At 68.2% G+C, this 22,744-nt stretch carries 24 protein-coding genes; 11 read left to right on the forward strand and 13 right to left on the reverse strand.

Annotated features, from left to right (window positions below):
* Positions 1-9: 9 nt before the first annotated feature.
* The 9 genes from ACWPKK_RS14710 to ACWPKK_RS14750 all read right to left on the reverse strand — a co-directional run bounded on the left by ACWPKK_RS14710 (position 10) and on the right by ACWPKK_RS14750 (position 8,132).
* Positions 10-1,059, reverse strand: a complete 1,050-nt coding sequence (locus ACWPKK_RS14710; RefSeq protein WP_452005346.1) for an ABC transporter permease — start codon at positions 1,057-1,059, stop codon at positions 10-12.
* On the reverse strand, positions 1,049-2,632 hold the full coding sequence (locus ACWPKK_RS14715; RefSeq protein ID WP_452005349.1) for an ABC transporter ATP-binding protein: 1,584 nt from the start codon (positions 2,630-2,632) through the stop codon (positions 1,049-1,051). The genes ACWPKK_RS14710 and ACWPKK_RS14715 overlap by 11 nt, the downstream gene beginning before the upstream one ends.
* 17 nt (positions 2,633-2,649) lie before the next feature.
* Positions 2,650-3,645: a BMP family protein gene (locus tag ACWPKK_RS14720; protein WP_452006644.1), complete on the reverse strand. Its 996-nt coding sequence runs from the start codon at positions 3,643-3,645 to the stop codon at positions 2,650-2,652.
* Between the two features lie 334 nt (positions 3,646-3,979).
* On the reverse strand, positions 3,980-4,183 hold the full coding sequence (locus ACWPKK_RS14725; RefSeq protein WP_452005352.1) for a hypothetical protein: 204 nt from the start codon (positions 4,181-4,183) through the stop codon (positions 3,980-3,982).
* A 16-nt stretch (positions 4,184-4,199) separates the two neighbouring features.
* On the reverse strand, positions 4,200-5,906 hold the full coding sequence (locus ACWPKK_RS14730) for a cbb3-type cytochrome c oxidase subunit I (RefSeq protein ID WP_452005355.1): 1,707 nt from the start codon (positions 5,904-5,906) through the stop codon (positions 4,200-4,202).
* 14 nt (positions 5,907-5,920) lie between these two features.
* Entirely contained in the window at positions 5,921-6,589 is a 669-nt protein-coding gene (locus ACWPKK_RS14735) for a hypothetical protein (RefSeq protein WP_452005357.1), read from the reverse strand.
* A gap of 84 nt (positions 6,590-6,673) precedes the next feature.
* Positions 6,674-6,991 (reverse strand): hypothetical protein, encoded by a 318-nt coding sequence (locus ACWPKK_RS14740; RefSeq protein ID WP_452005360.1) that lies wholly within the window; start codon positions 6,989-6,991, stop codon positions 6,674-6,676.
* A gap of 85 nt (positions 6,992-7,076) precedes the next feature.
* Positions 7,077-7,256, reverse strand: a complete 180-nt coding sequence (locus ACWPKK_RS14745; protein WP_452005362.1) for a DUF2256 domain-containing protein — start codon at positions 7,254-7,256, stop codon at positions 7,077-7,079.
* 18 nt (positions 7,257-7,274) lie between these two features.
* The gene (locus ACWPKK_RS14750; protein ID WP_324869276.1) at positions 7,275-8,132 is read right to left on the reverse strand and encodes an IclR family transcriptional regulator; all 858 of its coding nucleotides are present in this window, start codon (positions 8,130-8,132) and stop codon (positions 7,275-7,277) included.
* A 191-nt stretch (positions 8,133-8,323) separates the two neighbouring features.
* On the opposite strand from ACWPKK_RS14750, the gene ACWPKK_RS14755 reads away from it, so the two are divergent.
* Genes ACWPKK_RS14755 through ACWPKK_RS14785 form a run of 7 tightly spaced genes read left to right on the forward strand, consistent with a single transcriptional unit; the run spans position 8,324 to position 15,195 of the window.
* On the forward strand, positions 8,324-9,415 hold the full coding sequence (locus ACWPKK_RS14755) for an ABC transporter ATP-binding protein (RefSeq protein ID WP_452005366.1): 1,092 nt from the start codon (positions 8,324-8,326) through the stop codon (positions 9,413-9,415).
* The gene (locus ACWPKK_RS14760; RefSeq protein ID WP_452005369.1) at positions 9,415-10,323 is read left to right on the forward strand and encodes an ABC transporter permease; all 909 of its coding nucleotides are present in this window, start codon (positions 9,415-9,417) and stop codon (positions 10,321-10,323) included. The genes ACWPKK_RS14755 and ACWPKK_RS14760 overlap by 1 nt, the downstream gene beginning before the upstream one ends.
* A gap of 7 nt (positions 10,324-10,330) precedes the next feature.
* Positions 10,331-11,125 (forward strand): ABC transporter permease, encoded by a 795-nt coding sequence (locus tag ACWPKK_RS14765; RefSeq protein ID WP_452005372.1) that lies wholly within the window; start codon positions 10,331-10,333, stop codon positions 11,123-11,125.
* Positions 11,126-11,167: 42 nt separating this feature from the next.
* A complete protein-coding gene (locus ACWPKK_RS14770) occupies positions 11,168-11,458 on the forward strand; it encodes a (2Fe-2S)-binding protein (RefSeq protein ID WP_310118181.1) in 291 nt (96 codons plus the stop codon).
* Positions 11,455-12,984: an FAD-dependent oxidoreductase gene (locus ACWPKK_RS14775; RefSeq protein ID WP_452005377.1), complete on the forward strand. Its 1,530-nt coding sequence runs from the start codon at positions 11,455-11,457 to the stop codon at positions 12,982-12,984. Before ACWPKK_RS14770 ends, ACWPKK_RS14775 begins: the two co-directional genes overlap by 4 nt.
* Positions 12,984-14,102, forward strand: a complete 1,119-nt coding sequence (locus ACWPKK_RS14780) for an NAD(P)/FAD-dependent oxidoreductase (protein ID WP_452005380.1) — start codon at positions 12,984-12,986, stop codon at positions 14,100-14,102. Before ACWPKK_RS14775 ends, ACWPKK_RS14780 begins: the two co-directional genes overlap by 1 nt.
* Positions 14,103-14,133: 31 nt before the next feature.
* Positions 14,134-15,195: an ABC transporter substrate-binding protein gene (locus tag ACWPKK_RS14785; protein ID WP_452005383.1), complete on the forward strand. Its 1,062-nt coding sequence runs from the start codon at positions 14,134-14,136 to the stop codon at positions 15,193-15,195.
* 154 nt (positions 15,196-15,349) lie between these two features.
* Here the strand turns inward: ACWPKK_RS14785 and ACWPKK_RS14790 are convergent, their stop codons facing one another.
* Both ACWPKK_RS14790 and ACWPKK_RS14795 read right to left on the reverse strand, forming a co-directional pair.
* Entirely contained in the window at positions 15,350-15,832 is a 483-nt protein-coding gene (locus tag ACWPKK_RS14790) for a GNAT family N-acetyltransferase (RefSeq protein ID WP_452005386.1), read from the reverse strand.
* A 36-nt stretch (positions 15,833-15,868) separates the two neighbouring features.
* Positions 15,869-17,008 (reverse strand): PQQ-dependent sugar dehydrogenase, encoded by a 1,140-nt coding sequence (locus ACWPKK_RS14795; RefSeq protein ID WP_324869268.1) that lies wholly within the window; start codon positions 17,006-17,008, stop codon positions 15,869-15,871.
* 199 nt (positions 17,009-17,207) lie between these two features.
* Here ACWPKK_RS14795 and ACWPKK_RS14800 point away from each other — a divergent pair, with 199 nt between their 5' ends.
* Positions 17,208-18,245, forward strand: coding sequence for a sensor histidine kinase (locus ACWPKK_RS14800; RefSeq protein WP_324869267.1), 1,038 nt, complete (start codon positions 17,208-17,210; stop codon positions 18,243-18,245).
* 109 nt (positions 18,246-18,354) lie between these two features.
* Here the strand turns inward: ACWPKK_RS14800 and groL are convergent, their stop codons facing one another.
* Positions 18,355-19,980, reverse strand: coding sequence for a chaperonin GroEL (gene groL / locus ACWPKK_RS14805; protein ID WP_452005390.1), 1,626 nt, complete (start codon positions 19,978-19,980; stop codon positions 18,355-18,357).
* A 19-nt stretch (positions 19,981-19,999) separates the two neighbouring features.
* On the reverse strand, positions 20,000-20,317 hold the full coding sequence (groES, locus tag ACWPKK_RS14810) for a co-chaperone GroES (RefSeq protein ID WP_452005393.1): 318 nt from the start codon (positions 20,315-20,317) through the stop codon (positions 20,000-20,002).
* Between the two features lie 486 nt (positions 20,318-20,803).
* Between groES and ACWPKK_RS14815 the strand changes: the two genes are divergently transcribed.
* The 3 genes from ACWPKK_RS14815 to ACWPKK_RS14825 all read left to right on the forward strand — a co-directional run bounded on the left by ACWPKK_RS14815 (position 20,804) and on the right by ACWPKK_RS14825 (position 22,667).
* Positions 20,804-21,082 (forward strand): hypothetical protein, encoded by a 279-nt coding sequence (locus ACWPKK_RS14815; protein WP_452005396.1) that lies wholly within the window; start codon positions 20,804-20,806, stop codon positions 21,080-21,082.
* Positions 21,079-21,462 (forward strand): type II toxin-antitoxin system HicB family antitoxin, encoded by a 384-nt coding sequence (locus ACWPKK_RS14820; RefSeq protein WP_324869263.1) that lies wholly within the window; start codon positions 21,079-21,081, stop codon positions 21,460-21,462. The genes ACWPKK_RS14815 and ACWPKK_RS14820 overlap by 4 nt, the downstream gene beginning before the upstream one ends.
* 131 nt (positions 21,463-21,593) lie before the next feature.
* A complete protein-coding gene (locus ACWPKK_RS14825) occupies positions 21,594-22,667 on the forward strand; it encodes an NAD(P)-dependent alcohol dehydrogenase (RefSeq protein ID WP_452005398.1) in 1,074 nt (357 codons plus the stop codon).
* Positions 22,668-22,744: the final 77 nt, after the last annotated feature.

Below are 22,744 nucleotides of genomic sequence, written 5' to 3' on the forward strand. Positions count from 1 at the left end.
GATGGCCCCTTACCCCCGCCGCAGCCGGTAGCGCGCCAGCAGCCCGGCGACCAGCATGCACAGGAGGCTGGCGGCGACCAGGACGTCGGCGATGTAGTTGGGAACCGGCATGGCGCGGCTCATGGCGTCGGCGCCGACGAAGATGCCGGCGATGAACAGCGCCGCACCCACCACGCCGATGGGGTGCAGCTGCGCCAGCATGGCGACGACGATGCCGCTGTAGCCGAAGCCCGGCGACAGGTCGAGCGTCAGATAGCCCTTCAGCCCACAGATCTCCGCCGCCCCAGCCAGCCCGGCGAGACCGCCGGACAGCAGGGCAGTGCGCAGCATCACCCGCGTCACCGGCATGCCGGCGAAGGCGGCGGCGCGCGGGTTGGCGCCGACCGCGCGGTTCTCGTAGCCCCAGATGGTCCGGGTATCGACCAGCCACAGCAGCACCGACAGGCCGAGCGCGATGGCGAGCCCGGCATGCAGGCGGGTGCGCTCCACCAGCTTGGGAAGTTCCGCCGCTTCGGCGACGGGGGCCGACTGCGGCCAGCCCATGCCCATCGGGTCCTTCAAGGCCCCTTCCAGCAGCATCGACACCAGCAGCAGGACGACGAAGTTCAGCAGCAGGGTCGTCACCACCTCGTCGACGCCGAAGCGGACCTTCAGCACGGCGGGACCGAGCAGGGTAACGCCGCCCGCCGCCATGCCGGCGATCATCACCACCGGGATCAGCGCCCAGGCCGGCAGGTCGAGCATGCCGCCGCCCACCACCACGGCCGCCAGCGCGCCCATGTAGAGCTGCCCCTCCGCGCCGATGTTCCACAGCTTGGCGCGGAAGGCGACGGCGGCGGCAAGGCCGGTCAGGATCAGCGGGGTGGCGCGGGTCAGCGTCTCGGTCAGGGCGAAGCGTGAGCCGACCGCCCCCTCGAACAGCAGGCCGTAGGCGCGCAGCACCGGAGCGCCGGTCCAGGCGACCAGCAGGGCGCAGAGCGCCAGCGCCGCAACCACGGCGCCCACCGGCGCCAGCAGCCGCAGGGCGAGCGGGGTATCGGTGCGCGGTTCAAGCCGCATCAACAGTCTCCGGCAGAATGTCGCGCAAAACGTCCCAATGCCCGGCCATCAGCAGGCCGAGCTGGCTGACCGACACCCGGTCATGCGGCAGAAGCGGGGTGAGGCGCCCGTGATAGGCGACGGTGACGCAATCGGCCAGCGCCAGGATCTCGTCCAGATCCTCGGAGATCAGCAGGACGCCGGCTCCGGCAGCGCGGGCGTCGAGCAGCCGGCTGTGGACATAGGACACCGCGCCGATGTCGAGCCCGCGCGTCGGCTGGCTCGCCAGGATCAGGTCCGGCCCATGGGCCAGCGTGCGGCCCAGGATCAGTTTCTGCATGTTGCCGCCCGACAGCAGCTGCGTGCGCGCGTCGGGGCCGGGGCAGCGGACGTCGAACTCTTCGATCACCTCGCGGGCATAGCTCCGCGCCGCACTCCGCCGCAGCACGCCGAAGCGGGAGAAGGATGGGTCGTGATAGCGCTCGGCGATCAGGTTTTCCCAAACCGCCATGGCGCCGACCAGACCGGCGCTGTGCCGGTCCTCCGGGATGCGGGCGACGCCGCGCCGGACCATGTCGGCCGGGTTGGCATGCTCGACCACGCTGCCTTTCAAGGACAATCGGCCGGAGTCGGGGCGGATCAGGCCGCTGACCAGTTCCGCCAGCGCGGTCTGTCCATTGCCCGATACCCCGGCGATGCCGACGACCTGATGGCGCCTCACCGTCAGGTCCACCCCGTCCAGCAGCGGACGGCCGTGGTCCGAGGCGATGGTGACGCCCGCCAGTTCCAGCACCGGTTCGCCGGGGCTGAGCGGGGTGGGGGCCGGCGGCTTGACGCTGCGGCCGACCATCAGCTCGGCCAGCTTGGCGCGGTCGGTGGAGGCGGTGGCGTGGGTGGCGACCAGCTTTCCGGCGCGCAGAACGGCGACGGTGTCGCTGGCGGCGAAGACCTCGTTCATCTTGTGGCTGATGAAGACGACGGCGAGCCCGTCGGCGGTCAGCTTGCGCAGGGTTTCGAACAGTCCGGCCGATTCCTGCGGGGTCAGCACCGCGGTCGGCTCGTCCAGGATCAGGATGCGGGCATCGCGGTAGAGCGCCTTCAGGATCTCAGCGCGCTGGCGCTCGCCGACCGACAGATCGCCGACCAGCGCGTCCGGCCGCACCTCCAGCCCGAAGCGCTGGGAGAGATCGAGCAGCCGGCGGCGGGCGGCGCCCCGGTCGGAACGCCAGCGCCACAGCGATTCGGTCCCCACCGCGATGTTGTCCAGCACCGACAGGTTGTCCGCCAGGGTGAAATGCTGGTGGACCATGCCGATGCCGGCCTCCAGCGCCGCACGGGGCGACCCCGGCGGCAGGGGGCGGCCGAACGCCTCGATACTGCCCTCGTCGGCGACGTAATGGCCGAAGAGGATGTTCATCAGGGTGGTCTTGCCGGCGCCGTTCTCGCCAAGCAGGGCCAGCACCTCGCCAGCGCGGAGCGTCAGCGAGATGTCGTCGTTGGCGAGCAGCGGGCCGAACCGCTTCGAAATGCCGGCGAGCCGGAGGACGACCTCCGGCCCGCCTTTCACGGGTGATGACAACTCGGGTGATGACATTGCAGATACGCCGGGCGTCACATCGTCGACTTCGGCTCGGCGTCGTTGACCTTCACGGTGAACTTGCCGTCGCGGATCTGCTGCTCGCGCTCCTTGACCTTCGCCTTGATGGCGTCGGGGACCTTCGCCTCGAAGGTGCCGAGCGGCGCCAGGCTGGAGCCCTTGTGGGCCATCATGCTGTAGGGGCCGTAATCCTCGGCCTTGTAGCTGCCGGCCTTTACCGCGGCGATGGCGCGCTCCACCGAGGGTTCCATGTGCCACAGGGCGCTGGCGACGACGGTGTCCGGATATTGCGGCTGGGTGTCGATGACGTTGCCGATGGCCAGAACCTTGCGCTCCTTGGCCGCATCCGACACGCCGAACCGCTCGGCGTACATCACGTCGGCGCCGCGGTCGATCATGGCGAAGGCGGCTTCCTTGGCCTTGGGCGGGTCGAACCAGGAACCGATGAAGCTGACGGAGAACTTGACCTGCGGGTTGACCTCCTTGGCGCCTTCCATGAAGGCGTTCATCAGGCGGTTGACCTCGGGAATCGGATAGCCGCCGACCATGCCGATCATGTTCGACTTGGTCATGCCGCCGGCGACCATGCCGGACAGATAGGCCGGCTCCTGGATGTAGTTGTCGAAAACCGAGAAGTTCGGCTCCTGCGGCTTGAAGCTGGAGCCCATGACGAAGGCGGTCTTCGGATAATCCTTGGCGACGGCGCGGGCGGCGCGCTCCACCCCGAACACCTCGCCGAACACCAGCTGCTGGCCGGCTTCGGCATACTGGCGCATCACGCGCTCATAGTCGGTGTTGGCGACCGATTCGGCCCAGACATACTCGATGTCGCCGCGGTCGGCGGCGGCCTTCAGCGCGACATGGATGCGGCTGACCCACTGCTGCTCGATCGGAACGGTGTAGATGCCGGCGACCTTCAGCTTGCTTTGCGCGAACGCCGGCAGGGAGCCGCCGGCCGCCGCCGCGAAGGCGACCGCGGCGATGCCGCACAGCACCGCACGGCGCGTCATTCCCGCTACACCCATGCCCAGGTCCTTCATGCCCAGATTCCCCATCCCCCGAACCGACATCGTGAATCCCCTTCGTCGCAGAGTATCGTTGGCCGCGTATGGTTCGCCGCGTTTCGTCGACCGCCCGTCTTCGGCAGCAGGGCGGCTGACACGCCTAAGCCCATGACTACCCGGGAATGTTACCCCGAATCCATGGGTGCGTGCGTGCCATACATGCAAATGCAACAGAGATGCCAGCGGCCGGGACCGCCACCCGTCTGACGGGGGCGGTCCTCCGGCCGGTCAGAATGCCGGCATGTGATTGAAAAACAGGCAATACTTCCTGGCCATCCGGTCAGGATCGCGTGGTTTCCCCGGTGTTCCGGCCCCTTCCTGCCAGGGTCAGCACGATGGCAAGCAGCAGGAACAGCACGGCCCCTCCGCCCCAGACTCGGACATAGCCGGGCATGCCAAGGCTGGGGACGAGGGCATAGACGGCGGCCAGCGCCGCCCAGACCGCGACGATGGCGAGCATCAACCGGACTTCGTCGTTCTTCATGGCGGGTCTCCTGCGGTCAATGGCCGTGGCCGCCGCCGATGGCGGCGATCGGCAGCGACTGGATCAGTTGGAAGGCGGCGATGGTGAACACATACATGGCTGCCACCAGCGCGGCGATGGACGCGGGACCGGTCCAGGCGGGTGCGGCGCCGATGCGGCTTTGCCCGGCCTTCCAGTCGACCGCCGGCAACTCCATCGCCGACAGCTTGCGGCCGGACAGCAGGGTGCGGACGACGCCATAGACGCTGACAGACAGGGCGGCGGCGAACAGGCTGGCGCCGATGCCGACCAGCGCCATCAGGATCGGCCATGCCGCCGGCGCCATGCCGCCATAGCCGATGTCGAACACCCGGCGCGGCACGCCCATTGTGCCGGCCGCGATGCCGGCTGCGGCGAACAGGATCAGGCCGGCGGTCACCAGGGCGGGCATACGGGCTAGCAGCATCGGCCGCCACAGGTGGCCGCCGTTCAGCGCCGGCAGCATGATCATCAGCGCTGCCAGGAAGGTCTGGGTCAGCACGCCGACGGCGAAGAGATGGAAATAGCCGGGCACGAAGAAGGTGTCGCTCAGCATCGGCGCCAGTTCGCCCTGGATCAGGACGAAGGCGAAGGTGAGGCCGACCATCATGTTGACCACCGCCCAGCCCATGTTCGCCATCGCCGGGTTGCCCCAGGGCAGGCCACGCATCCAGCCGAGGAATCCGGTGCCGCCGTGTGCCCGCGCGCTGGCCTCCAGCGACGAGACGATGATGGCGAAGGCCGCCAGCGTCGGGACCGAGACGAACAGCGACAGCAGCGACCCCACCACCCGCACGCCCTCCGACAGGTTGGGCTCCAGGAACATGTGGTAGAGGCTGGTCGGCGGGACGAAGACGAGATAGGCGGCGAAGACGATCTTAGACAGGCGGGCGCCATGGATGGAGGTGACGCCGGTCAGATGCTCGGTCAGCACGTACCAGACCAGCACCGTCGCCATCAGCGGCAGATAGTGCAGGTTGTGGAACAGGATGTGCCATTCGGTGCCATGGTCGGCCGGGAATGGGCCGGCGCCGAGCGACCAGAGCAGGCCGGGCAGGAAGGCGTTGGTGGCGGCGATGGCGCTGACGATCAGGAAGCCGGCCCAGGCGAACAGGGCGAAGCCGACGGCGCCGAACTCCTCCGCCTCGCCCCGGCGGCGCGGCTGCAGCAGGGTGGCGATGCCGCTGAGGGCGGACGCCGTGAGGCCGGCGGACAGCAGCAGATAGCCGAGCGCGAATAACCCGACCGAGCGTGGATCGTCCGCCGCCAGTTCCGGGCTGCCGTCATAGAGCAGCGGCGTGCCGCTGTAGGAGATCCACTCGCTGACCGCGAAGCCGGCCAGCATCAGGGCGGCCCCCGCCCAGGCTGCCGGACGCAGGGCGAGCCCCCGGCCGTTCTCCGCCGCGGCCAGCGCCAGCAGAAGCGCCGCCTGGATCAGGTAGAGCCAATAGAAGAACACCGACACCCCGTGCAGGGTCAGCAGCCGGTAGGCGTCGTCGGGAAAGAAACTCAATGCGCCGGCACGGGCGAGCGCGGTCAGCAGACCGCCGGCAAGTCCGAGGACGAGGGCGAGCAGGGCGGCGCCGAACAGCAGGTTCAGCAACGCCTTGTCCGGCCGGGGCAGGGTGCGGAGGCGCGCTGTCAGGCCGGGCTTCTTAAGGTCGGGAATGGCCGCGGCGGGGGCGTCGTGCAGGATGGTGTCCATGATCGATCCCCCGGTCAGACGACGATGATGCGGCCCTGCATGGCGTCATGCGCCTGGCCGCAATAGACGGTGCAGTAGACGAGATACTCGCCCGGCTTGGTGAAGGTGATCGTCTGCTCGCTGACGACGTTCGGCCGCAGCCGGATGATCCGGCTGGCCCTGCCGAGCTGGATCGAGGCGCCATGGGTGATGTCGTCCGCCATCATGCGGAACCGGTACGCTTGGCCTGCCTTGAGGCGCAGCAGATCGGGGCTGTAGGCGAATTTCTGCGCCATCAGGAAAACGGTCACCGGCTCGGTGGCGGAGCCGTCGTTGCCATGACCCGCATCGGCGTGGCCACCCTGCGGGCTACCATGTGCGTGGCCGTGCGAATGCGCGTCGCCGTGGGTCGCGGCGTGCGGATCGACGCTGCCGTCCGTCTGCGCATAGGTCCGCAGGAAGGTCTCATGCTCCAGGCGGAAGTCGTCCGCCGTGGGGGCGGCTGTCGCGGCATGGCCGCCATGGCTGTCGCCGTTGCTTCCGCCATGGCCGTGCGCCTCGGGCTCGGGTGCGGCGGAGGGCGTGTGGCCGAAGGGGAGGGGAGCGGCGCCATAGGCCGCCCAGGCGCCGTAAAGGGAAACGGCGCCGAAGCCCAGTCCGGCGATGAAGCCGCGACGGGTCGTGAAATGCCTCGGATCGGGCATGGAGGAAGTCCTCTGATCGCGTTTGAAAGCGCTGGCGGGAACCGCGACCGGCTGGCCGGAATGGACAGCACGGCGCGCGGCCGATCAGAGGCTGGCTTTGGGAGGGGGTGTTTCCGGTGCGATGGCGCGCTTGTCCGGCGCATAGTCCGGGCGCTGCGGCCAGGAGGCGTCGGCCCAGCGGGCCGGAGCGGGGAGCCTGTCGGTCGCCGGTGCTTCGGCGGCCGGGCAGCAGGGGGCGGACACGGTCAGCGCGGCTTTGTGGGTGCCGTCGCGCGTTTCGCCATGATGATGGTCGGCCGGGCCGGCCTGCATGTCCACATGCGCCATCGCTCCGCCCGCCGCGCCGAACAGGAGCGTGAAGGCGAAGAGAAGAACGACAAGGATGTGGCCCGAACGCGTCATGTCCGCCGCAAGGTCGACCGGCCAGGGGCATTCCCCAAGCCATGCCGACCTTAGCCGATCACGGGAACCCCGCCATTGATCGACATCAAGCGGTCGGCAGTTGAGGCTTCAGGACCGCTCGCCCTTGCGCGCCTCCCCCCCGGCAGCGGTCGGAGCAGTATTTCACCTGCTCCCACACCCGCTCCCATTTTTTCCGCCAGGTGAAAGGACGGTTGCAGACCGGGCAGGTCTTGGTGGGAAGGTCGGCCTTCTTGACGCCTTTCATCGCGCGCGGCCTCCGTGCTCAAGCCGAACCGCTGCCCAGCACCGCGGCTGGTCGGCGCAGCACTGGGTCGAAGGGGTTCAACTGGCGGCTGATCGCGGCGGATTCGCGTTTCAGGATGTCGACCACCACCGGCAACCGTTCCTCGTTCAGCCGCTCGCTGATCGTGCCGACGCTGAGCGCCGCCACCGCGTGCCCGTCGCGGTCCAGCACCGGAACGGCCACGCCGGACATGCCCGGCAGCAGGCCGGTGGAGCGGCTGGCATAGCCCAAATCCCGCACGCGTGCGATTTCCGTGCGCAGATAGACCTCGTCGATGATTCCCACGCCCTGCATGCGCGGCAGGTTGAAGCGGATCACCTCCTCCCGCTCCTCCGCATGCAGGAAGGCCATGATGGCGAGGCTGCCCTGGCCGACGCCCAGCGTCACCCGGCCGCCGATGTCGCCGGTGAAGGAGCGGATGGGGAAGGGCCCCTCACTGCGGTCCAGGCACACCGCGTCGAAACCGCTGCGCACCAGCAGGAAGATGGTGTCGCGCAGGGTCGCCGACAGGCGCAGCAGGATCGGCCGGCAGATGTCGCGCAGGTTGTTGGGATTGCCGGCCTGCGCCGCCAGTCCGAACAGGTCGATGCCCAGGCGATAGCGCTTGGTCGCCCGGTCCGGCTCCACCATCCCTTCCTCCGCCAGGATCTTCAGCAGGCGGTGGACGGTCGGCGGTGTGAGGTCGAGCGCGCGGGCGATGTCGGTCAGCCGCGCCCCCGTCTCGTTTGACGAGGCCAGCAGGCGCAGGATCGCCAGTCCGCGCTGCAGGCTGGATTTCGCGCCCGTCTCGTCGCTGCCCGCACTGTCGTTCGCCTTGCCGCGGGTGTCGGCGCTCATGCTCCGGCTCCGTGTGAAAATCGGTGTTGTTTGCTGCCCCATCTATTCCGCATATCGGAAGCTTTTGCAAAATCTTTTCTGTAGACGGAAAAACCGGATTGACGCCACCGGTCGTCAGGCTGAACCATCGGGTCATACAGGTGAGGCCCCGAAAGTCAGAGGCCCGGTCAGCAAGAGGGAGAATTCCCCCCGTGTCGTTCCTCGAATTGAAAAACATCACCAAGCGTTACGGGCCGCTGACCGCGGTCGGCGACGTGTCGCTGTCGGTGGAAAAGGGGGAGTTCGTCTCTCTGCTCGGCCCCTCGGGCTGCGGAAAGACCACGACCCTGCAGATGATCGCTGGTTTCGTCGAACCGTCGGCCGGCACCATCCGGCTGGACGGGCGCGACATCACGCGGGCCAAGGCGAACAGCCGCGGGCTGGGCATCGTGTTCCAGAGCTACGCGCTGTTCCCGCACATGACCGTGTTCGACAATGTCAGCTTCGGCCTGGAGATGCAGCGCGTGCCGAAGGGCGAGCGCAAGCCGCGGGTGGAAGAGGCGCTGTCGCTGGTCCACCTCTCCCCCTACGCCAAGCGCTATCCGCGCGAGCTTTCCGGTGGACAGCGGCAGCGCGTGGCGCTGGCCCGCGCCCTGGTGATCCGCCCGCCGGTGCTGCTGCTGGACGAACCGCTGTCCAACCTGGACGCCAAGCTGCGCGAGGCGATGCAGTTCGAACTGCGCGAAATCCAGCGCAAGGTCGGCACCACCACCGTCATGGTCACCCATGACCAGGCGGAGGCCTTCTCGATCAGCGACCGCGTCGTGGTGATGGAGGCCGGGCGCATCACCCAGATCGACCAGCCCTATCGCATCTATGAACATCCGGAGACGGAGTTCATCTCCCGCTTCGTCGGCAAGACCAACCTGCTGCCGGGCAAGGTCGCGACGGCGACCGGTGCCGGCGCCACGGTGTCGCTGGCCGGCATCGCGGTGCCGGTGGAAATGCCGGGCCTGTCGGTGGGCGAGACGGTGACGCTGTGCATCCGTCCGGAAAAGCTGCGGCTGACCGCCCCCACAAACGGGCTGCTGACCGGCCGGGTCGCCGACCGCTTCTTCCTGGGCAGCCAGTGGCTCTATCACATCGACGGGCCGCTCGGCACGGTGATGGTAGTGACGCCGAACGACGGCTCCGCCCCGGCAGACCAGGGTGCGCCCATCGGTCTGGAGTGGACGCCGTCCGTGGTGCGCGTCCATCGCGGCGCCATGGCGGAGGCGCCCGACGTCGCGCTCGAGGTGACCTGATGAGCGCCGCCCTTCCCGATAGCGCGCCGGCCGCAGATGCGGGCGACGAGGCGCCGGAACGCCGCGTGCGGTCCGCCCCGCTGTTCCTGTCGACGCCGGCGGCGCTGCTGTTCGTGGCGCTGGTGCTGACGCCGCTGTTCCTGACGGCGCTGCTGTCCTTCAACCAGTTCGACTATGCAACCGGGCGCACCGGCGGCTTCACGCTGGAGCATTACCTGTCGGTCCTGACCGACGAGTATTACCTGGAGATCTTCTTCCGCACCTTCCGGATCTCGGCGCTGGCGACCGCCATCTGCGTGGTGATCGGCGTGCCGGAGGCCTACATCCTCAGCCGCATGGGCAATCCCTGGCGCTCCGTCTTCCTGCTGGTGATCCTGGCGCCGCTGCTGGTCTCCGTCGTCGTCCGCGCCTTCGGCTGGAGCATGCTGCTGGGGCCGGAAGGGCCGGTGAACGGGGCGCTGATCGCGCTCGGCATCGGCAGGATGAAGCTGCTCTACACCGAAGGCACGGTGGTCGTGGCGCTGGTCCACGTCATGCTGCCCTTCATGGTCATCCCGGTCTGGACCTCTCTGCAGAAGCTGGATCCCGCGGTGGAGCAGGCGGCGCTGTCCTTCGGCGCCTCGCGCGGGACGGCCATCGTCCGGGTGGTGGCGCCGCAGATCCTGCCAGGCATCCTGTCGGGAAGCCTGATCGTCTTCGGCCTCAGCGCCAGCGCCTTCGCCATCCCCGGCCTGCTGGGCGGGCGGCGTCTGAAGATGGTCGCGACCGTGGTCTACGACCAGTATCTCAGCGACCTGAACTGGCCGATGGGGGCCGCCGTCGCCGTGATCCTGTTGGCCGCCAACCTGATCATCATGCTGACCTACCACCGCGTGGTGGAAGGCCATTACCGCCGCCGGCTGGGGTGAGGATGCCATGACCCGCAACGGACCCGTCGCCCTGCTTTTCCACGCGCTGGTCGTCATCTTCATGCTGGCGCCGCTGGTGATCGTCTGCCTCGTCGCCTTCACGCCGGAGAACACGCTGTCGCTGCCGACCAGGGGCCTCTCGCTGCGCTGGTTCGAGGCGGTGTTCCACCACCCCGACTTCGTGCAGTCCTTCTGGAACAGCCTGTGGCTGGCCTTCTTGGCGGCGACGCTGGCGGTGGTGCTGGCGGTGCCGGCCTCGCTTGCCATCACGCGCTGGGAGTTTCCCGGCCGCGGCTTCCTCAACGCGCTGTTCCTGTCGCCGCTGATCATTCCGCATCTGGTGCTGGGCGTCGCCATGCTGCGGCTGTTCGCCGTCATCGGCGCCACGGGCAGCTTCGGCTGGCTGGTCGCCGCCCACATCGTCATCGTCACGCCTTACGTGATGCGCCTGCTGATCGCCGCAATCTCCGGCTTCGACCGCAGCGTGGAGCAGGCGGCCTTCTCGCTGGGCGCCAGCGAGGCGACGGTGTTCCGCCGCGTCACCCTGCCGATGATCCTGCCCGGCGTCACCGGCGGCTGGCTGATCGCCTTCATCAACAGCTTCGACGAGCTGACCATGTCCATCTTCATCACCTCGCCGTCCACGGTGACGCTGCCGGTGCGGATGTACATGTACGCCACCGAATCCATCGACCCGATGATGGCGGCGGTGTCGGCGCTGATCATCGGCATCACCGCGGTCGCCGTGCTTCTGCTCGACCGCGTCTATGGGTTGGACCGCATCCTGGTCGGCCAGCACTGAGCATCCGCTCCGGCCGACCTCTCTCCTCGGAGACCAGTCATCATGGCTTTGCTGCAGCGTGTGGCCGAACAGGGCCGGCGCGTGGTCCGCTTCACCCTCGACGGGCGCCCGGTGGAGGCGCTGGAAGGCGACACCGTCATGACCGCCATGCTCACCAACGGGGAGCGGCTGCGCCGGACGGAGTTCGCCGACACCCCGCGCGCCGGCTTCTGCATGATGGGCGCCTGCCAGGACTGCTGGGTACGGACGGAGGAGGGCGAGCGCCTGCGCGCCTGCGGCACCTTCATCGCCGACGGCATGCGCCTGCTGAGCAACGGGGAGTGGACGTCGTGAGCCGGATCCTCCCTCCCGTCATCGTCGGCGCCGGCCCGGCCGGCATCCGCGCGGCGGAGCGGTTGGTCGCCGCCGGCCTGCGCCCGGTGGTGGTGGACGAGGCGGCGCGCTGGGGCGGCCAGATCTACCGCCAGCCGCCGGAAGGAGGCTTCACCCGCCCGAAGAAGGCGCTGTACGGTTTCGAAGCGGGCAAGGCCGACGCGGTTCATCGCGCCATGGCGGCGATCCGCGACCGCGTCGACTACCGCCCGCGAACGCTGGTGTGGAACTGCGAGGCCGGCGCGCTCGACCTGCTGTGCGACGGCGCGAGCGAGACCCTGCCCTTCAGCCATCTGATCCTGGCGACGGGCGCCACCGATCGCGTTCTGCCCTTTCCCGGCTGGACTCTGCCCGGTGTCTTCACGCTCGGCGGGTCCCAGGTGGCGCTGAAGTTCCAGGGCTGCGCCGTCGGCCGGCGGGTGGCCTTCCTCGGCACCGGGCCGCTGCTCTATCTGGTCGCCTACCAGTATTTGAAGGCCGGGGTCGAGGTGGCGGGGGTGTTCGACACCACCTCCTTCGCCGCACAGACCCGCGCCACCCCCGGCATGCTGCGCGATCCGGCGACGCTGGCGAAGGGACTGCTGTTCGTCGGCTGGCTGCGCGCCCATGGCGTGCCGATCCACAACGGCGTCCGTCCGGTACGTGCCGAGGGCACGGAGCGGGTCGAGGCATTGGTCTGGCGCGACGCCCGCGGGCGCGAGCGACGCATCTCCTGCGACGCCGTCGCATTCGGGCTTGGCCTGCGGTCGGAGACGCAACTGGCCGATCTCGCCGGCTGTCGATTCCGTTTCGACGAGGCCGACCGGGCGTGGTTGCCCGAGCGGGACGGGGCAGGGCGCAGTTCGGTTCCCGGCGTCTATCTGGCCGGCGACGGCAGCGGCATCGCCGGTGCCGATGCGGCCGAACTGGCGGGGGAGCGCGCGGCACTGGCCCTGCTGGAGGATCTCGGACGACCGGTGGACGGCGCGCGGGTGCAGGAGCTGGACGGCCGGCTCGCCCGCATCGCCGAGTTCCGCCGGGTGCTGAACGCCGCCTTCCCGTTCCCGGCGGACTGGGCCGACGCCATTGCCGACGACACCATGATCTGCCGCTGCGAAGGCGTGACCGCCGGGGCCGTGCGTGAGGTCGCCCGAAGCGGACAGGCCCGCGAGATGAACCGCGCCAAGGCGCTGACCCGCGCCGGCATGGGCCGTTGCCAGGGCCGTATGTGCACCACCACCACGGCGGAGCTGCTGTCCCGCACGCTCGGCACCGGCCCCGACGGGGTGGGGCGCCTGCGGGCACAGCCGCCGATCAAGCCGCTTCCCATCGCGACCGTTGTCCCCTCTCCCCCCCGGGGAGAGGGTCAGGGTGAGGGGGACGCATCGCGAGGATCCGGTCGAGTTTCCGCAACGCTCCATCCCGCCACAAGCGCTCCGCCACGCTCCCCCCTCACCCAACCCTCTCCCCGGGGGGGAGAGGGCTCCAGCGGCAGGGAGGTCGCGTGATGCGGGAACGGATCGACTGCGACGTCGCCATCGTCGGCGGCGGGATCGTCGGCGGCTCGGCGGCGCTGTTCCTGCGGCAGGCCGGCCTGTCGGTGACGCTGCTGGAACGCGACTGGTGCGGCGCCAAGGCGAGCGGCGTCAATTTCGGCGGTGTGCGCCGACAGGGCCGACCGCTGGAGCAGCTGCCGCTGTCGCAGCGCGCCCACGCGATCTGGGGCCGCCTGCCGGAATTGCTGGGCACCGATGCCGAGTATATCCGCTCCGGCCATCTGAAGCTTGCGCGCAGCGAACCCGACCTCGATGCGCTGATCGCCTACCGCGAGCGCAGCCAGGGCTTCGGCCTCGGGCTGGAGATCATCGCGGGTGACGAGTTCCGCCGCCGTTGGCCGGCGCTGGGCGACCGGGCCATCGGCGGCTCGCTCTGCCCGGAGGACGGCCACGCCAACCCGCGCCTCGTCTCCCCCGCCTTCGCCCGTGCCGCAGCCGGGCTGGGCGCGGTGGTGCGCGAACAGACTCCGGTCGACCGGGTGGAGAAGGACGGCGACCGCTTCGTCCTGCTGAGCGGCGATGATCTGGAGGTCCGCGCCCGCTTCCTGCTGAACACCGCCGGCGCCTGGTCCTGGCGGGTGGCGGAGGCGTTCGGCGAGCCCGTTCCGCTGGAATCGCTCCACCCCAACATGGCGGTGACGGAGCCGCTGCCCCGCTTCCTCGACGTCAACATCGGGGTTGAGGGCGGCGGCGTCTATGGCCGGCAGGTGCCGCGCGGCAACATGGTGGTGGGCGGCGGGCGCGGCTTCGCGCTGGACGCCGACCGCGCCCGGCCGCAGCGCGACGCCGTGCTGACCCTGATGCGCGACGCGGCGGAGCTGTTCCCGCAGCTGCGCCACGCCCACGTCATCCGCTGCTGGACCGGGGTGGAGGGCTACACGCCCGACCGCAACCCGATCATCGGCTCCAGCCGCACCACCCCCGGCCTGTTCCACGCCTTCGGCTTCTCCGGCGCGGGATTCCAGATCGGCCCCGGCGTCGGACAGACGCTGGCCGAGCTGGTCACCACCGGCGAGACCACGATGCCGCTGGACCCTTTCCGCATCGACCGCTTTCAACCGACCGCCTAAGACCTCACCCCTTGGCCCATTGGAGGACTGCATGCCCACCTTGCGTTCCCTGTCGCTCACCGGTCTCGCCACGGTTGCCATCACGGCCGCCGCAGCCCTCTCCACCCCGGCCGCCGCGCAGACCAAGACGGTCTATATCGGCATGAACGGCGGCACGATGGAGAAGACCTACACCGAGCATGTCTTCCCCGCCTTCGAGAAGGCGACCGGCATCAAGGTGGTCGTCGTCCCCGGCACCTCGTCGGATATCCTCGCCAAGCTTCAGGCGCAGAAGGACAATCCGCAGATGCACGTCGTCTTCCTTGACGACGGGCTGATGTACCGCGCCATCGGCATGGGCCTGTGCCAGAAGATGGAACCGTCGCCGGTGCTGGACCAGGTCTATCCGTCGGCCCGGCTGAAGGGCGACATGGCGGTCGGCGTCAACATGGGCATGACGGGCCTCGCCTATAACAAGGCGATGTTCGAGGAGAAGGGCTGGACGCCGCCGACCAGCTGGATGGATCTGGCCGACGCCAAGTACAAGGGCAAGATCGTCGTCCAGTCGGCCGCCAGCAGCTCCTTCGGCCTGCATGCCTTCCTGATGTACAACCGCATCAAGGGCGGCAGCGAGACCAACGTCGATCCGGGCTTCACCACCTGGCGCAAGACCATCGGTCCGAACGTGCTGGAATACATCCCCAGCTCCGCCAAGATCGCGGAGATGGTGCAGACCGGCGAGGCGGCCATCTTCCCGCTGACCCCGACCGGCGTCGGCACGCTGAAGGCCAAGGGCATTCCGGTCGAGTATGTCCAGCCCAAGGAAGGCTCGGTCGTCCTGATGGTTGGCGAATGCGTCGTCGCCAAGAACCCGGACAACGAGGCCGCCCAGAAGCTCGCCGCCTATCTGCTGAGCCCGGAAGCGCAGCTTGCCGCCCTCCAGTACGGCGCGCAGATCCCGTCCAATACCACGGTCAAGGCCCCGTCCGATGTGGCCGACGAGATGAACAAGTTCCAGGGCTACATGAAGACCGCCGTGACGGTGGACTGGGACGTCATCAACGAGAAGCGCCCGGACTGGAACCAGCGCTGGAACAAGGAAATCGAACGGTAAGGGGGGCGGTTTTTGGTTGGGGGGAGTTCTTGACGGACGGCCCCCTCCCCAACCCTCCCCCGCTTCGCGGGAGAGGGGGCAAGCACGAGATCGGCGGAGTTCCCTCTCCCGCGAAGCGGGGGAGGGGTAGGGAGGGGGCAAGCGTTGCTTGAGCCTATTCTCGGCCCCTCCCCAACCACTTCTCCATCGCATAGTTGTGGATCGGCACGTCGCCGATCCGCAGCTCGCGGCGTGCCAGCAGGGTGAAGCCGCGGCGCAGGAAGAAGGGGCGGGCGGCCTCGCTCGCCTCCACATGCAGGCGGGGATAGCCCAACGCCGCGGCGCGGTCCTCCAGTAGGTCGACCAGCGCCGACATTGTGCCGCGCCCGGCCGCCTCCGGGGCGCAGTAGAGGAAGTTGATGTGGCCGTCCGGCTCCACGTCGCTGAAGGCGACCGGCCGGTCGTCGTCATCCACCGCGACCAGGGCGACGCGGCCGTCGCCATAGGCCTCCCGCACCCGTTCCACCGTCGGCGCCAGCGCCGCCCAGGCCTCCACCTGCTCGGGAGTGTAGAAGCGCGGGCCGATGCCGCGGACGGAACGGGCGTAGATCTGCGCCAGCACCGGGGCGTCTGACGGTCGGTAGTCGCGGATTCTCATCGGCCCCTGTCCTTTGCGCCCCCCATCCGTCGGAGGCTATTTCGCCGGCGCCAGCCGCAGGACCGCGCCGTCGGACGCATCGGTGATCACATAGAGGGCGCCGTCCGGACCCTGTGCCACATCGCGGATGCGCGCGTCGAGCGGAATGCGCTCCGCCTCCTTCGCGGTGGTGCCGTCGACGGCGACCCGCACCAGCGCCCTGGCGCTCAGGCCGCCGATCAGCGCGCTGCCCTGCCAGTTCGGGAACAGGCTGCCCTGGTAGAAGGCCATGCCGGACGGCGAGATCACCGGCGTCCAGTGGATCACCGCGTCGGTGAACTCCTTGCGGGTCGGTGGATCGGGGATGTCACGGCCATCGTAATGATTGCCCCAGCTGACCAGCGGCCAGCCGTAATTCTTGCCGGCCTCCGGCCGGTTCAGCTCGTCACCGCCCGCCGGTCCCATCTCCGCGATCCACAGCGAGCCGGTGCGCGGGTCGATGGCCGCCGCCTCGATGTTGCGGTGGCCATAGGACCAGACGCTGGCCGCCACCTTGCCTTCGCCAGCGAAGGGGTTGTCCTTGGGCGGCGAGCCGTCGCGGTTCAGCCGCACCACCTTGCCCAGCGTGGCGTTGCGGTCCTGCGCCGGGCTCATTTTGTTGCGTTCGCCCAGCGTCAGGAAGATTTGGCCGTCGCCCGAGAAGACGATCCGGGTGCCGTAATGGTGGCCGCCGTCCATCTTGGGCGACTGGCGGAAGATGACCTGGAAATTCTCGATCCCGCGGTCGGTCAGCGTGCCGCGTCCCAGCGCCGTTCCGGACAGGCCGTTGTCGCCGGCCTCGGCATAGGCGAGATAGATGGTCCGGTTCTGCGAGAATTGCGGATCGACCGCCACGTCCATCAGCCCGCCCTGACCCTGGACCAGAACCTTCGGCGTGCCGCCGAGCGGGGCGGAGAGAGTGCCGTCGCGCGCCACGATGCGCAGCCGCCCCGGCTTTTCCGTCACCAGCGCCCGGCCGTCCGGCAGGAAGTCGATGCCCCAGGGCCGCTCCAGCCCATCGGCGAACCGGCTGACCGCCACCGGGCCGGCGCTGGTCTGGACGGTCTTGACCACCTGTCCGGCGCCCGATTGGGCCAAGCCAGGGGTGGCGGCAAGGGCGGCGAGAAGGGCGGCCGACAGGGTCAGGGTGCTGCGCATCAAGATCCTCCGGTGAGCGGTGAGGCCTTTCAGATGGGGGTATCGGCGGGGCGGCCAAGATCCGTTCGCCGAAAGAATCCCTCCGGCCGGGTGGCCGGCTCCCGCCTTCAGGGTGTCACCCCAATCCGTGCGTCGGCGCAGGCCGTATGAAGAGTTCGGCTGTTATGGGTTCGATCCTGCTGTACGGAGACCTGTCGTCGTGAATCGTGCGCGCGGTATGGAAAAGGTTCTGCACCGGCTGTCGTCCAGCTTGCCGCGTTCCGCCTGGGCGCGCTACGGGATTACATTTGCGCTGGTCGGGCTGACGACGTTGGTGCGCTACATGCTCGATCCACTCCTTTTCAAGTATCCATTTCTGGTCTTCATCCCCACCATCTTCCTGATTTCAATCCTGTTCGACCGCGGATCGGGGTTCGTGGCCGTGATCCTGTCGGGTTTGTGCTCGGCCTGGTTCTTCATGAAGCCGGAAGGCTTGCTTTGGATCGCGGATCCTGGCGACCGGTTGGCCTTTCTGATCTACATGGCATTGGGGTTCGGCATCGCCGCGGTCGCGGATGCCCTGCATCGGGCGAACAAGCAGCTCCGCCTGTCCTGGGACCAGCTGTCGGCGGTCAACGAGGAAAAGGAGCTTATGCTGCACGAGATCCACCATCGGATCCGCAACGACCTGCAGCAGATTTGCGCCCAACTGATGCTGGCCGCCCACCGGTCGGAAAATCCGCAGGAGATCGTCGGCGGCACCATAGAGCGCATCGGCGTGTTGGCCCGGGTCTATGTCCGCCTGCGCCGTGTCGAAGGTGTCACCGTCGTCAATTCCAAGGAGTTCCTGGAAAGCCTGGTGGAGGATCTCCAACTCGGCGTGGTCGGGGTGCGGCCGGTGGCGGTCAACGCCGAGGTGGAGGACGTCGTGCTGGATATGGGCGTCGCCATCGCGGTCGGCACCATCGCCAACGAACTGATCACCAATGCGCTGAAATACGCCTTTCCCGACGGCCGCTCCGGCCGGATCGACCTCAGCTTCCGCAAGGAGGGGAAGGACTGCGTGCTGTGCGTCTGCGACGATGGGGTCGGCATCCTGTCGGATCAGCCGCAGGGGACCGGGCTGGGCGGCAAGATCATGCAGCAACTGGCCCAGCAGCTGCGCGGCAGCCTGGACATCCGGCCGCTGCCGGAGGAGGGGGTGAAGGCAACCCTGCGCTTTCCCCTGCCGGAACCGGGCAAGTCATTCGTCCACTGAGAAAGAATGGGGCCGCGCCGGTGTGGCGCGACCCCGTCCAGGGAACATCCAGTCCGAAACCGTTCGGCTGGGAGGCCTGTGGAAAATGACCCTGATCGGAAGGTTGGGATCAGAAGTCCATGTCGGCGCCGGGGGCGGGAACCGCAGGCTTCTTCTCCGGCAATTGGGCGACCATCGCCTCGGTGGTGATCAGCAGGCCGGCGACGGAGGCCGCGTCCTGCAGCGCGGTGCGCACCACCTTGGCCGGGTCGATGATGCCGGCCTTCACCAGATCGCACCATTCGCCCTTGGCCGCGTCGTAGCCGACGCTGTAGTCCTTGCTGTCGTTCAGTTTGCCGACGATGATCGAGCCGTCGACGCCGGCGTTGGTCGCGATCTGGCGGACCGGCGCGCTCAACGCCCGGCGCACGATCTCCACGCCGACGCGCTGGTCGTCGTTGGCCGGCTTGACGGTTTCCAGCACCGCGACCGCACGGGCCAGCGCCACGCCGCCGCCGGGCAGGATGCCTTCCTCGACCGCCGCGCGGGTGGCGTGCATGGCGTCGTCGACGCGGTCCTTGCGCTCCTTCACCTCGACCTCGGTGGCGCCGCCGACGCGGATCACCGCGACGCCGCCGGCCAGCTTCGCCAGCCGCTCCTGCAGCTTCTCGCGGTCGTAGTCGGAAGTCGTCTCTTCGATCTGCTGGCGGATCTGGGTGCAGCGGGCCTTGATGTCGTCCGTCGACCCGACGCCGTTGACGATGGTGGTGTTGTCCTTGGTGATGACCACCTTGCCGGCGCGGCCCAGCATGTCGATGGTGACGCCGTCCAGCTTGATGCCGAGTTCCTCGCTGACCACCTGGCCGCCGGTGAGGATGGCGATGTCCTCCAGCATCGCCTTGCGGCGGTCACCGAAGCCGGGGGCCTTCACCGCCGCGACCTTCAGGCCGCCGCGCAGGCGGTTGACCACCAGGGTCGCCAGCGCCTCGCCCTCCACCTCCTCGGCGATGATCAGCAGCGGCTTGCCCGACTGCACCACCTTCTCCAGCACCGGGATGATGGCCTGGATGCCGGACAGCTTCTTGTCGTGGATCAGGATGTACGGATCATCCAGCTCCACCTGCATCTTGTCGGCGTTGGTGACGAAGTAGGGCGAGGTGTAGCCGCGGTCGAACTGCATGCCCTCGACGACATCCAACTCGGTCTCCAGGCTCTTGGCCTCCTCGACCGTGATGACGCCCTCGTTGCCGACCTTCTCCATCGCGCGGGCCAGCATGTCGCCGATCTCGCGGTCGCCGTTGGCGGAGATGGTGCCGACCTGGGCGATCTCCTCGTTGGTGGTCACCTTCTTGGAGCGGGCCTTCAACTCGGTCACCACGGCCTCGACCGCCATGTCGATGCCGCGCTTCAGGTCCATCGGGTTGATGCCGGCGGCGACCGACTTGGCGCCCTCCCGCACGATGGCCTGGGCCAGCACAGTGGCGGTGGTGGTGCCGTCACCAGCCAGATCGGCGGTCTTCGACGCCACCTCGCGCAGCATCTGCGCGCCCATGTTCTCGAACTTGTCGGCCAGCTCGATTTCCTTGGCGACCGACACGCCGTCCTTGGTGATGCGCGGGGCGCCGAACGACTTCTCGATCACCACGTTGCGGCCCTTCGGCCCCAGCGTGACCTTCACGGCGTCGGCCAGGATGTCCACGCCGCGCAGCATCTTGTCGCGGGCGGTGGAGCCGAACTTCACGTCCTTCGCAGCCATGGTCCTGTTCCTCCCCTAATCACGCGGCCTTCTTGGCGGGTTCGGCGGCACCCTCGATCACGCCGAGGATGTCGCTCTCCTTCATGATCAGGAGATCCTCGCCGTCGATCTTCACCTCGGTGCCGGACCATTTGCCGAACAGCACGCGGTCGCCGGGCTTCACGTCGAGGGCCACCAGCTTGCCGGCCTCGTCCCGCGCGCCCGCGCCGACGGCGATGACTTCGCCCTCCTGCGGCTTTTCCTTGGCGGTGTCGGGGATGATGATGCCGCCCTTCGTCCTGGTGTCGGATTCGACGCGGCGGACCAGAACGCGGTCGTGAAGCGGTTTGAACTTCATGGTGTGACACTCCTTGTTCTTAAGCGAATGTCGGACTTTCTCAAGCACGCCCGAATGGGCCGTGCTTTCGGTTGGGAAATCTACTCAAGCTGCTTTTGTCGTCAAGAGGATTTTCAAAGAAATTGTTCGCGTGTTTCTTTGTTGTGATCATGAAACGGCAAGTGCCCGTGTCTGCGATCGCAGGCACAGGTGATCCATTCTTCTCGGGAATTCTTGAGATTTTCCGGCCGGATGTGGTCGTTATCTCAGGTGGGCGCCAACTCCGGCCGGACCGGGTAGGGTAGGGGACGCCATAATCTGGTCGTCGGCATCGCACACATCCTCCGCAGAGCAACATGCAGGACACGGATTTCGGGTACGCCGGGATCCTGTGGGTGAGGCACCCCGGCGCGGGCAAAATTTAGTCGGGCGCGGGCGGGCGTCAAGATGGGAGGGCGAGGCCGTCGGCAGCTTGCTTGGCAGTACCGCCAGTGATACCATTCGAGCATGACTCAAACGGACAAGATCCTTGCCCGCATGAAGAACAATCCGCGGGATTGGCGGATTGAGGATCTTGAGGCTGTCGCCCGCACACAGGGTGTGAATATCCGCAAACCTTCCGGCAGCCACGTCATTTTTGACTATCCCGGTATTGTCGAGGCGCCATCTGTTCCCGCTCATCGCCCGATCAAGCCGGTCTATGTCAAAGCCTTCCTCGCCTTCATCGAAGCCGTCCGGGAACGGCAGGCGATGGAGCAGCGCGAAGCACAGGAGAATGACCGATGAAACTCGACTATCCTTTCACCATCCGTCCCCTCAGCGAAGAGGATGGCGGCGGATACCTGATCGAGTTTCCGGATCTTCCCGGCTGCATGTCCGACGGCGACTCCATCGAAGAGGCGGTTGCCAATGGTGCCGACGCCATGCACGGCTGGATCGAGGCGATGCGCGCCGCCGGTCGGGAGATCCCGCCGCCGTCGGTCGCCGATGACGGGGCCTTCAGCGGCAAATGGCAGCAGAGGGTGCCGAAATCGCTGCATCGGCGGCTCACCGAACGGGCCGGACGAGAGGGCGTCAGCCTGAACACCCTGGTCGTCTCGCTCCTCTCCGAAGGGTTGGGGCGCCGTGACGGCGCGGGGGCCGACCCCAAAGCTCCCTCCATTTAATCTGCATCAACGCGGCCTTCTCCCGGCCGCGCTACACTGGCCGGCGTGAAGCACAGCGCCGGCCGCGGGCCGTTTGCGAAGGTCACGCCAAACAGCCCCTCGACCGGCGGCCACCAGAATGGGAGGACGCCATGGTCATGATGAAAGCGGCGGTGTTCGCAGAGCCGGGCCGTATCGTGCTGGACGACAAGCCGGTCCCCGACGTCGGACCGCTCGACGCGCTGATCCGCATCACGACGACGACGATCTGCGGCACCGACATCCACATTCTGAATGGCGAATATCCGGTCAATCGCGGCCTGACCGTTGGGCACGAGCCGGTCGGCATCATCGAGAAGTTGGGCTCCGCCGTCAGCGGCTATCGCGAGGGGCAGCGGGTGATCGCCGGGGCCATCACCCCCAGCGGCCACAGCAACGCCTGCCTGTGCGGCTGCCATTCGCAGGACGGCGCCGGCACCAAGCATGGCTGGAAGCCGCTGGGCGGCTGGCGGTTCGGCAACACCATCGATGGTTGCCAAGCCGAATATCTGCTGGTGCCGGATGCCATGACCAACCTTGCTCCCGTTCCCGACGGTCTGACCGATGAAGAGGTGCTGATGTGCCCCGACATCATGTCCACCGGCTTCGCCGGGGCGGAGCGCGGCAACATCCGCATCGGCGACACCGTGGCGGTGTTCGCGCAAGGTCCCATCGGGCTGTGCGCCACCGCCGGTGCCAAGCTGAAGGGGGCCACCACCATCATCGGCGTCGACACCGTTCCGGCGCGGCTGGAGATGGCGCGGCGCATGGGCGCCGACCATGTGGTCGATTTCCGCAGCGTCGATCCGGTGGAGGAGATCATGCGGCTGACGGGTGGCCGTGGTGTCGACGTCGCCATCGAAGCGCTGGGCACCCAGGCGACCTTCGAGGCGGCGTTGCGTGTCCTGCGGCCGGGCGGAACGCTGTCCAGCCTCGGCGTCTATTCGGGCGACCTGCGCATCCCGCTGGGACCCTTCGCCGCGGGGCTGGGCGACCACACCATCGTCACCTCGCTCTGCCCCGGCGGCAAGGAGCGGATGCGCCGGCTGATGGCGGTCGTCGCCTCCCGCCGGGTGGATCTGAAGCCGCTGGTCACCCACCACTTCACGCTGGACCGGATCGAGGATGCCTATGAACTGTTCGCCCATCAGCGCGACGGCGTGCTGAAGGTGGCGATCACTCCGTAGGGCGGAGCCGGCCAGGGCCGGGTGGGATCGCCCGGCCCTGGTCGATAGCCCCTTGGCCCCTCCCCGCAGGACGCCCA

This window comes from Azospirillum largimobile (genome assembly GCF_977007025.2).

Excerpts from the sequence above, each read along its gene's own strand:
- ACWPKK_RS14720 (WP_452006644.1), bottom strand. The coding sequence starts at position 3,645 with ATGACGCGCCGTGCGGTGCTGTGCGGCATCGCCGCGGTCGCCTTCGCG.
- ACWPKK_RS14820 (WP_324869263.1), top strand. The coding sequence starts at position 21,079 with ATGAAACTCGACTATCCTTTCACCATCCGTCCCCTCAGCGAAGAGGAT.
- groES (WP_452005393.1), bottom strand. The coding sequence starts at position 20,317 with ATGAAGTTCAAACCGCTTCACGACCGCGTTCTGGTCCGCCGCGTCGAA.
- ACWPKK_RS14745 (WP_452005362.1), bottom strand. The coding sequence starts at position 7,256 with ATGAAAGGCGTCAAGAAGGCCGACCTTCCCACCAAGACCTGCCCGGTC.
- groL (WP_452005390.1), bottom strand. The coding sequence starts at position 19,980 with ATGGCTGCGAAGGACGTGAAGTTCGGCTCCACCGCCCGCGACAAGATG.
- ACWPKK_RS14730 (WP_452005355.1), bottom strand. The coding sequence starts at position 5,906 with ATGGACACCATCCTGCACGACGCCCCCGCCGCGGCCATTCCCGACCTT.
- ACWPKK_RS14785 (WP_452005383.1), top strand. The coding sequence starts at position 14,134 with ATGCCCACCTTGCGTTCCCTGTCGCTCACCGGTCTCGCCACGGTTGCC.
- ACWPKK_RS14750 (WP_324869276.1), bottom strand. The coding sequence starts at position 8,132 with ATGAGCGCCGACACCCGCGGCAAGGCGAACGACAGTGCGGGCAGCGAC.
- ACWPKK_RS14770 (WP_310118181.1), top strand. The coding sequence starts at position 11,168 with ATGGCTTTGCTGCAGCGTGTGGCCGAACAGGGCCGGCGCGTGGTCCGC.
- ACWPKK_RS14780 (WP_452005380.1), top strand. The coding sequence starts at position 12,984 with ATGCGGGAACGGATCGACTGCGACGTCGCCATCGTCGGCGGCGGGATC.
- ACWPKK_RS14795 (WP_324869268.1), bottom strand. The coding sequence starts at position 17,008 with ATGCGCAGCACCCTGACCCTGTCGGCCGCCCTTCTCGCCGCCCTTGCC.
- ACWPKK_RS14760 (WP_452005369.1), top strand. The coding sequence starts at position 9,415 with ATGAGCGCCGCCCTTCCCGATAGCGCGCCGGCCGCAGATGCGGGCGAC.
- ACWPKK_RS14815 (WP_452005396.1), top strand. The coding sequence starts at position 20,804 with ATGACTCAAACGGACAAGATCCTTGCCCGCATGAAGAACAATCCGCGG.
- ACWPKK_RS14790 (WP_452005386.1), bottom strand. The coding sequence starts at position 15,832 with ATGAGAATCCGCGACTACCGACCGTCAGACGCCCCGGTGCTGGCGCAG.
- ACWPKK_RS14715 (WP_452005349.1), bottom strand. The coding sequence starts at position 2,632 with ATGTCATCACCCGAGTTGTCATCACCCGTGAAAGGCGGGCCGGAGGTC.
- ACWPKK_RS14735 (WP_452005357.1), bottom strand. The coding sequence starts at position 6,589 with ATGCCCGATCCGAGGCATTTCACGACCCGTCGCGGCTTCATCGCCGGA.
- ACWPKK_RS14825 (WP_452005398.1), top strand. The coding sequence starts at position 21,594 with ATGGTCATGATGAAAGCGGCGGTGTTCGCAGAGCCGGGCCGTATCGTG.
- ACWPKK_RS14740 (WP_452005360.1), bottom strand. The coding sequence starts at position 6,991 with ATGACGCGTTCGGGCCACATCCTTGTCGTTCTTCTCTTCGCCTTCACG.
- ACWPKK_RS14765 (WP_452005372.1), top strand. The coding sequence starts at position 10,331 with ATGACCCGCAACGGACCCGTCGCCCTGCTTTTCCACGCGCTGGTCGTC.
- ACWPKK_RS14725 (WP_452005352.1), bottom strand. The coding sequence starts at position 4,183 with ATGAAGAACGACGAAGTCCGGTTGATGCTCGCCATCGTCGCGGTCTGG.
- ACWPKK_RS14710 (WP_452005346.1), bottom strand. The coding sequence starts at position 1,059 with ATGCGGCTTGAACCGCGCACCGATACCCCGCTCGCCCTGCGGCTGCTG.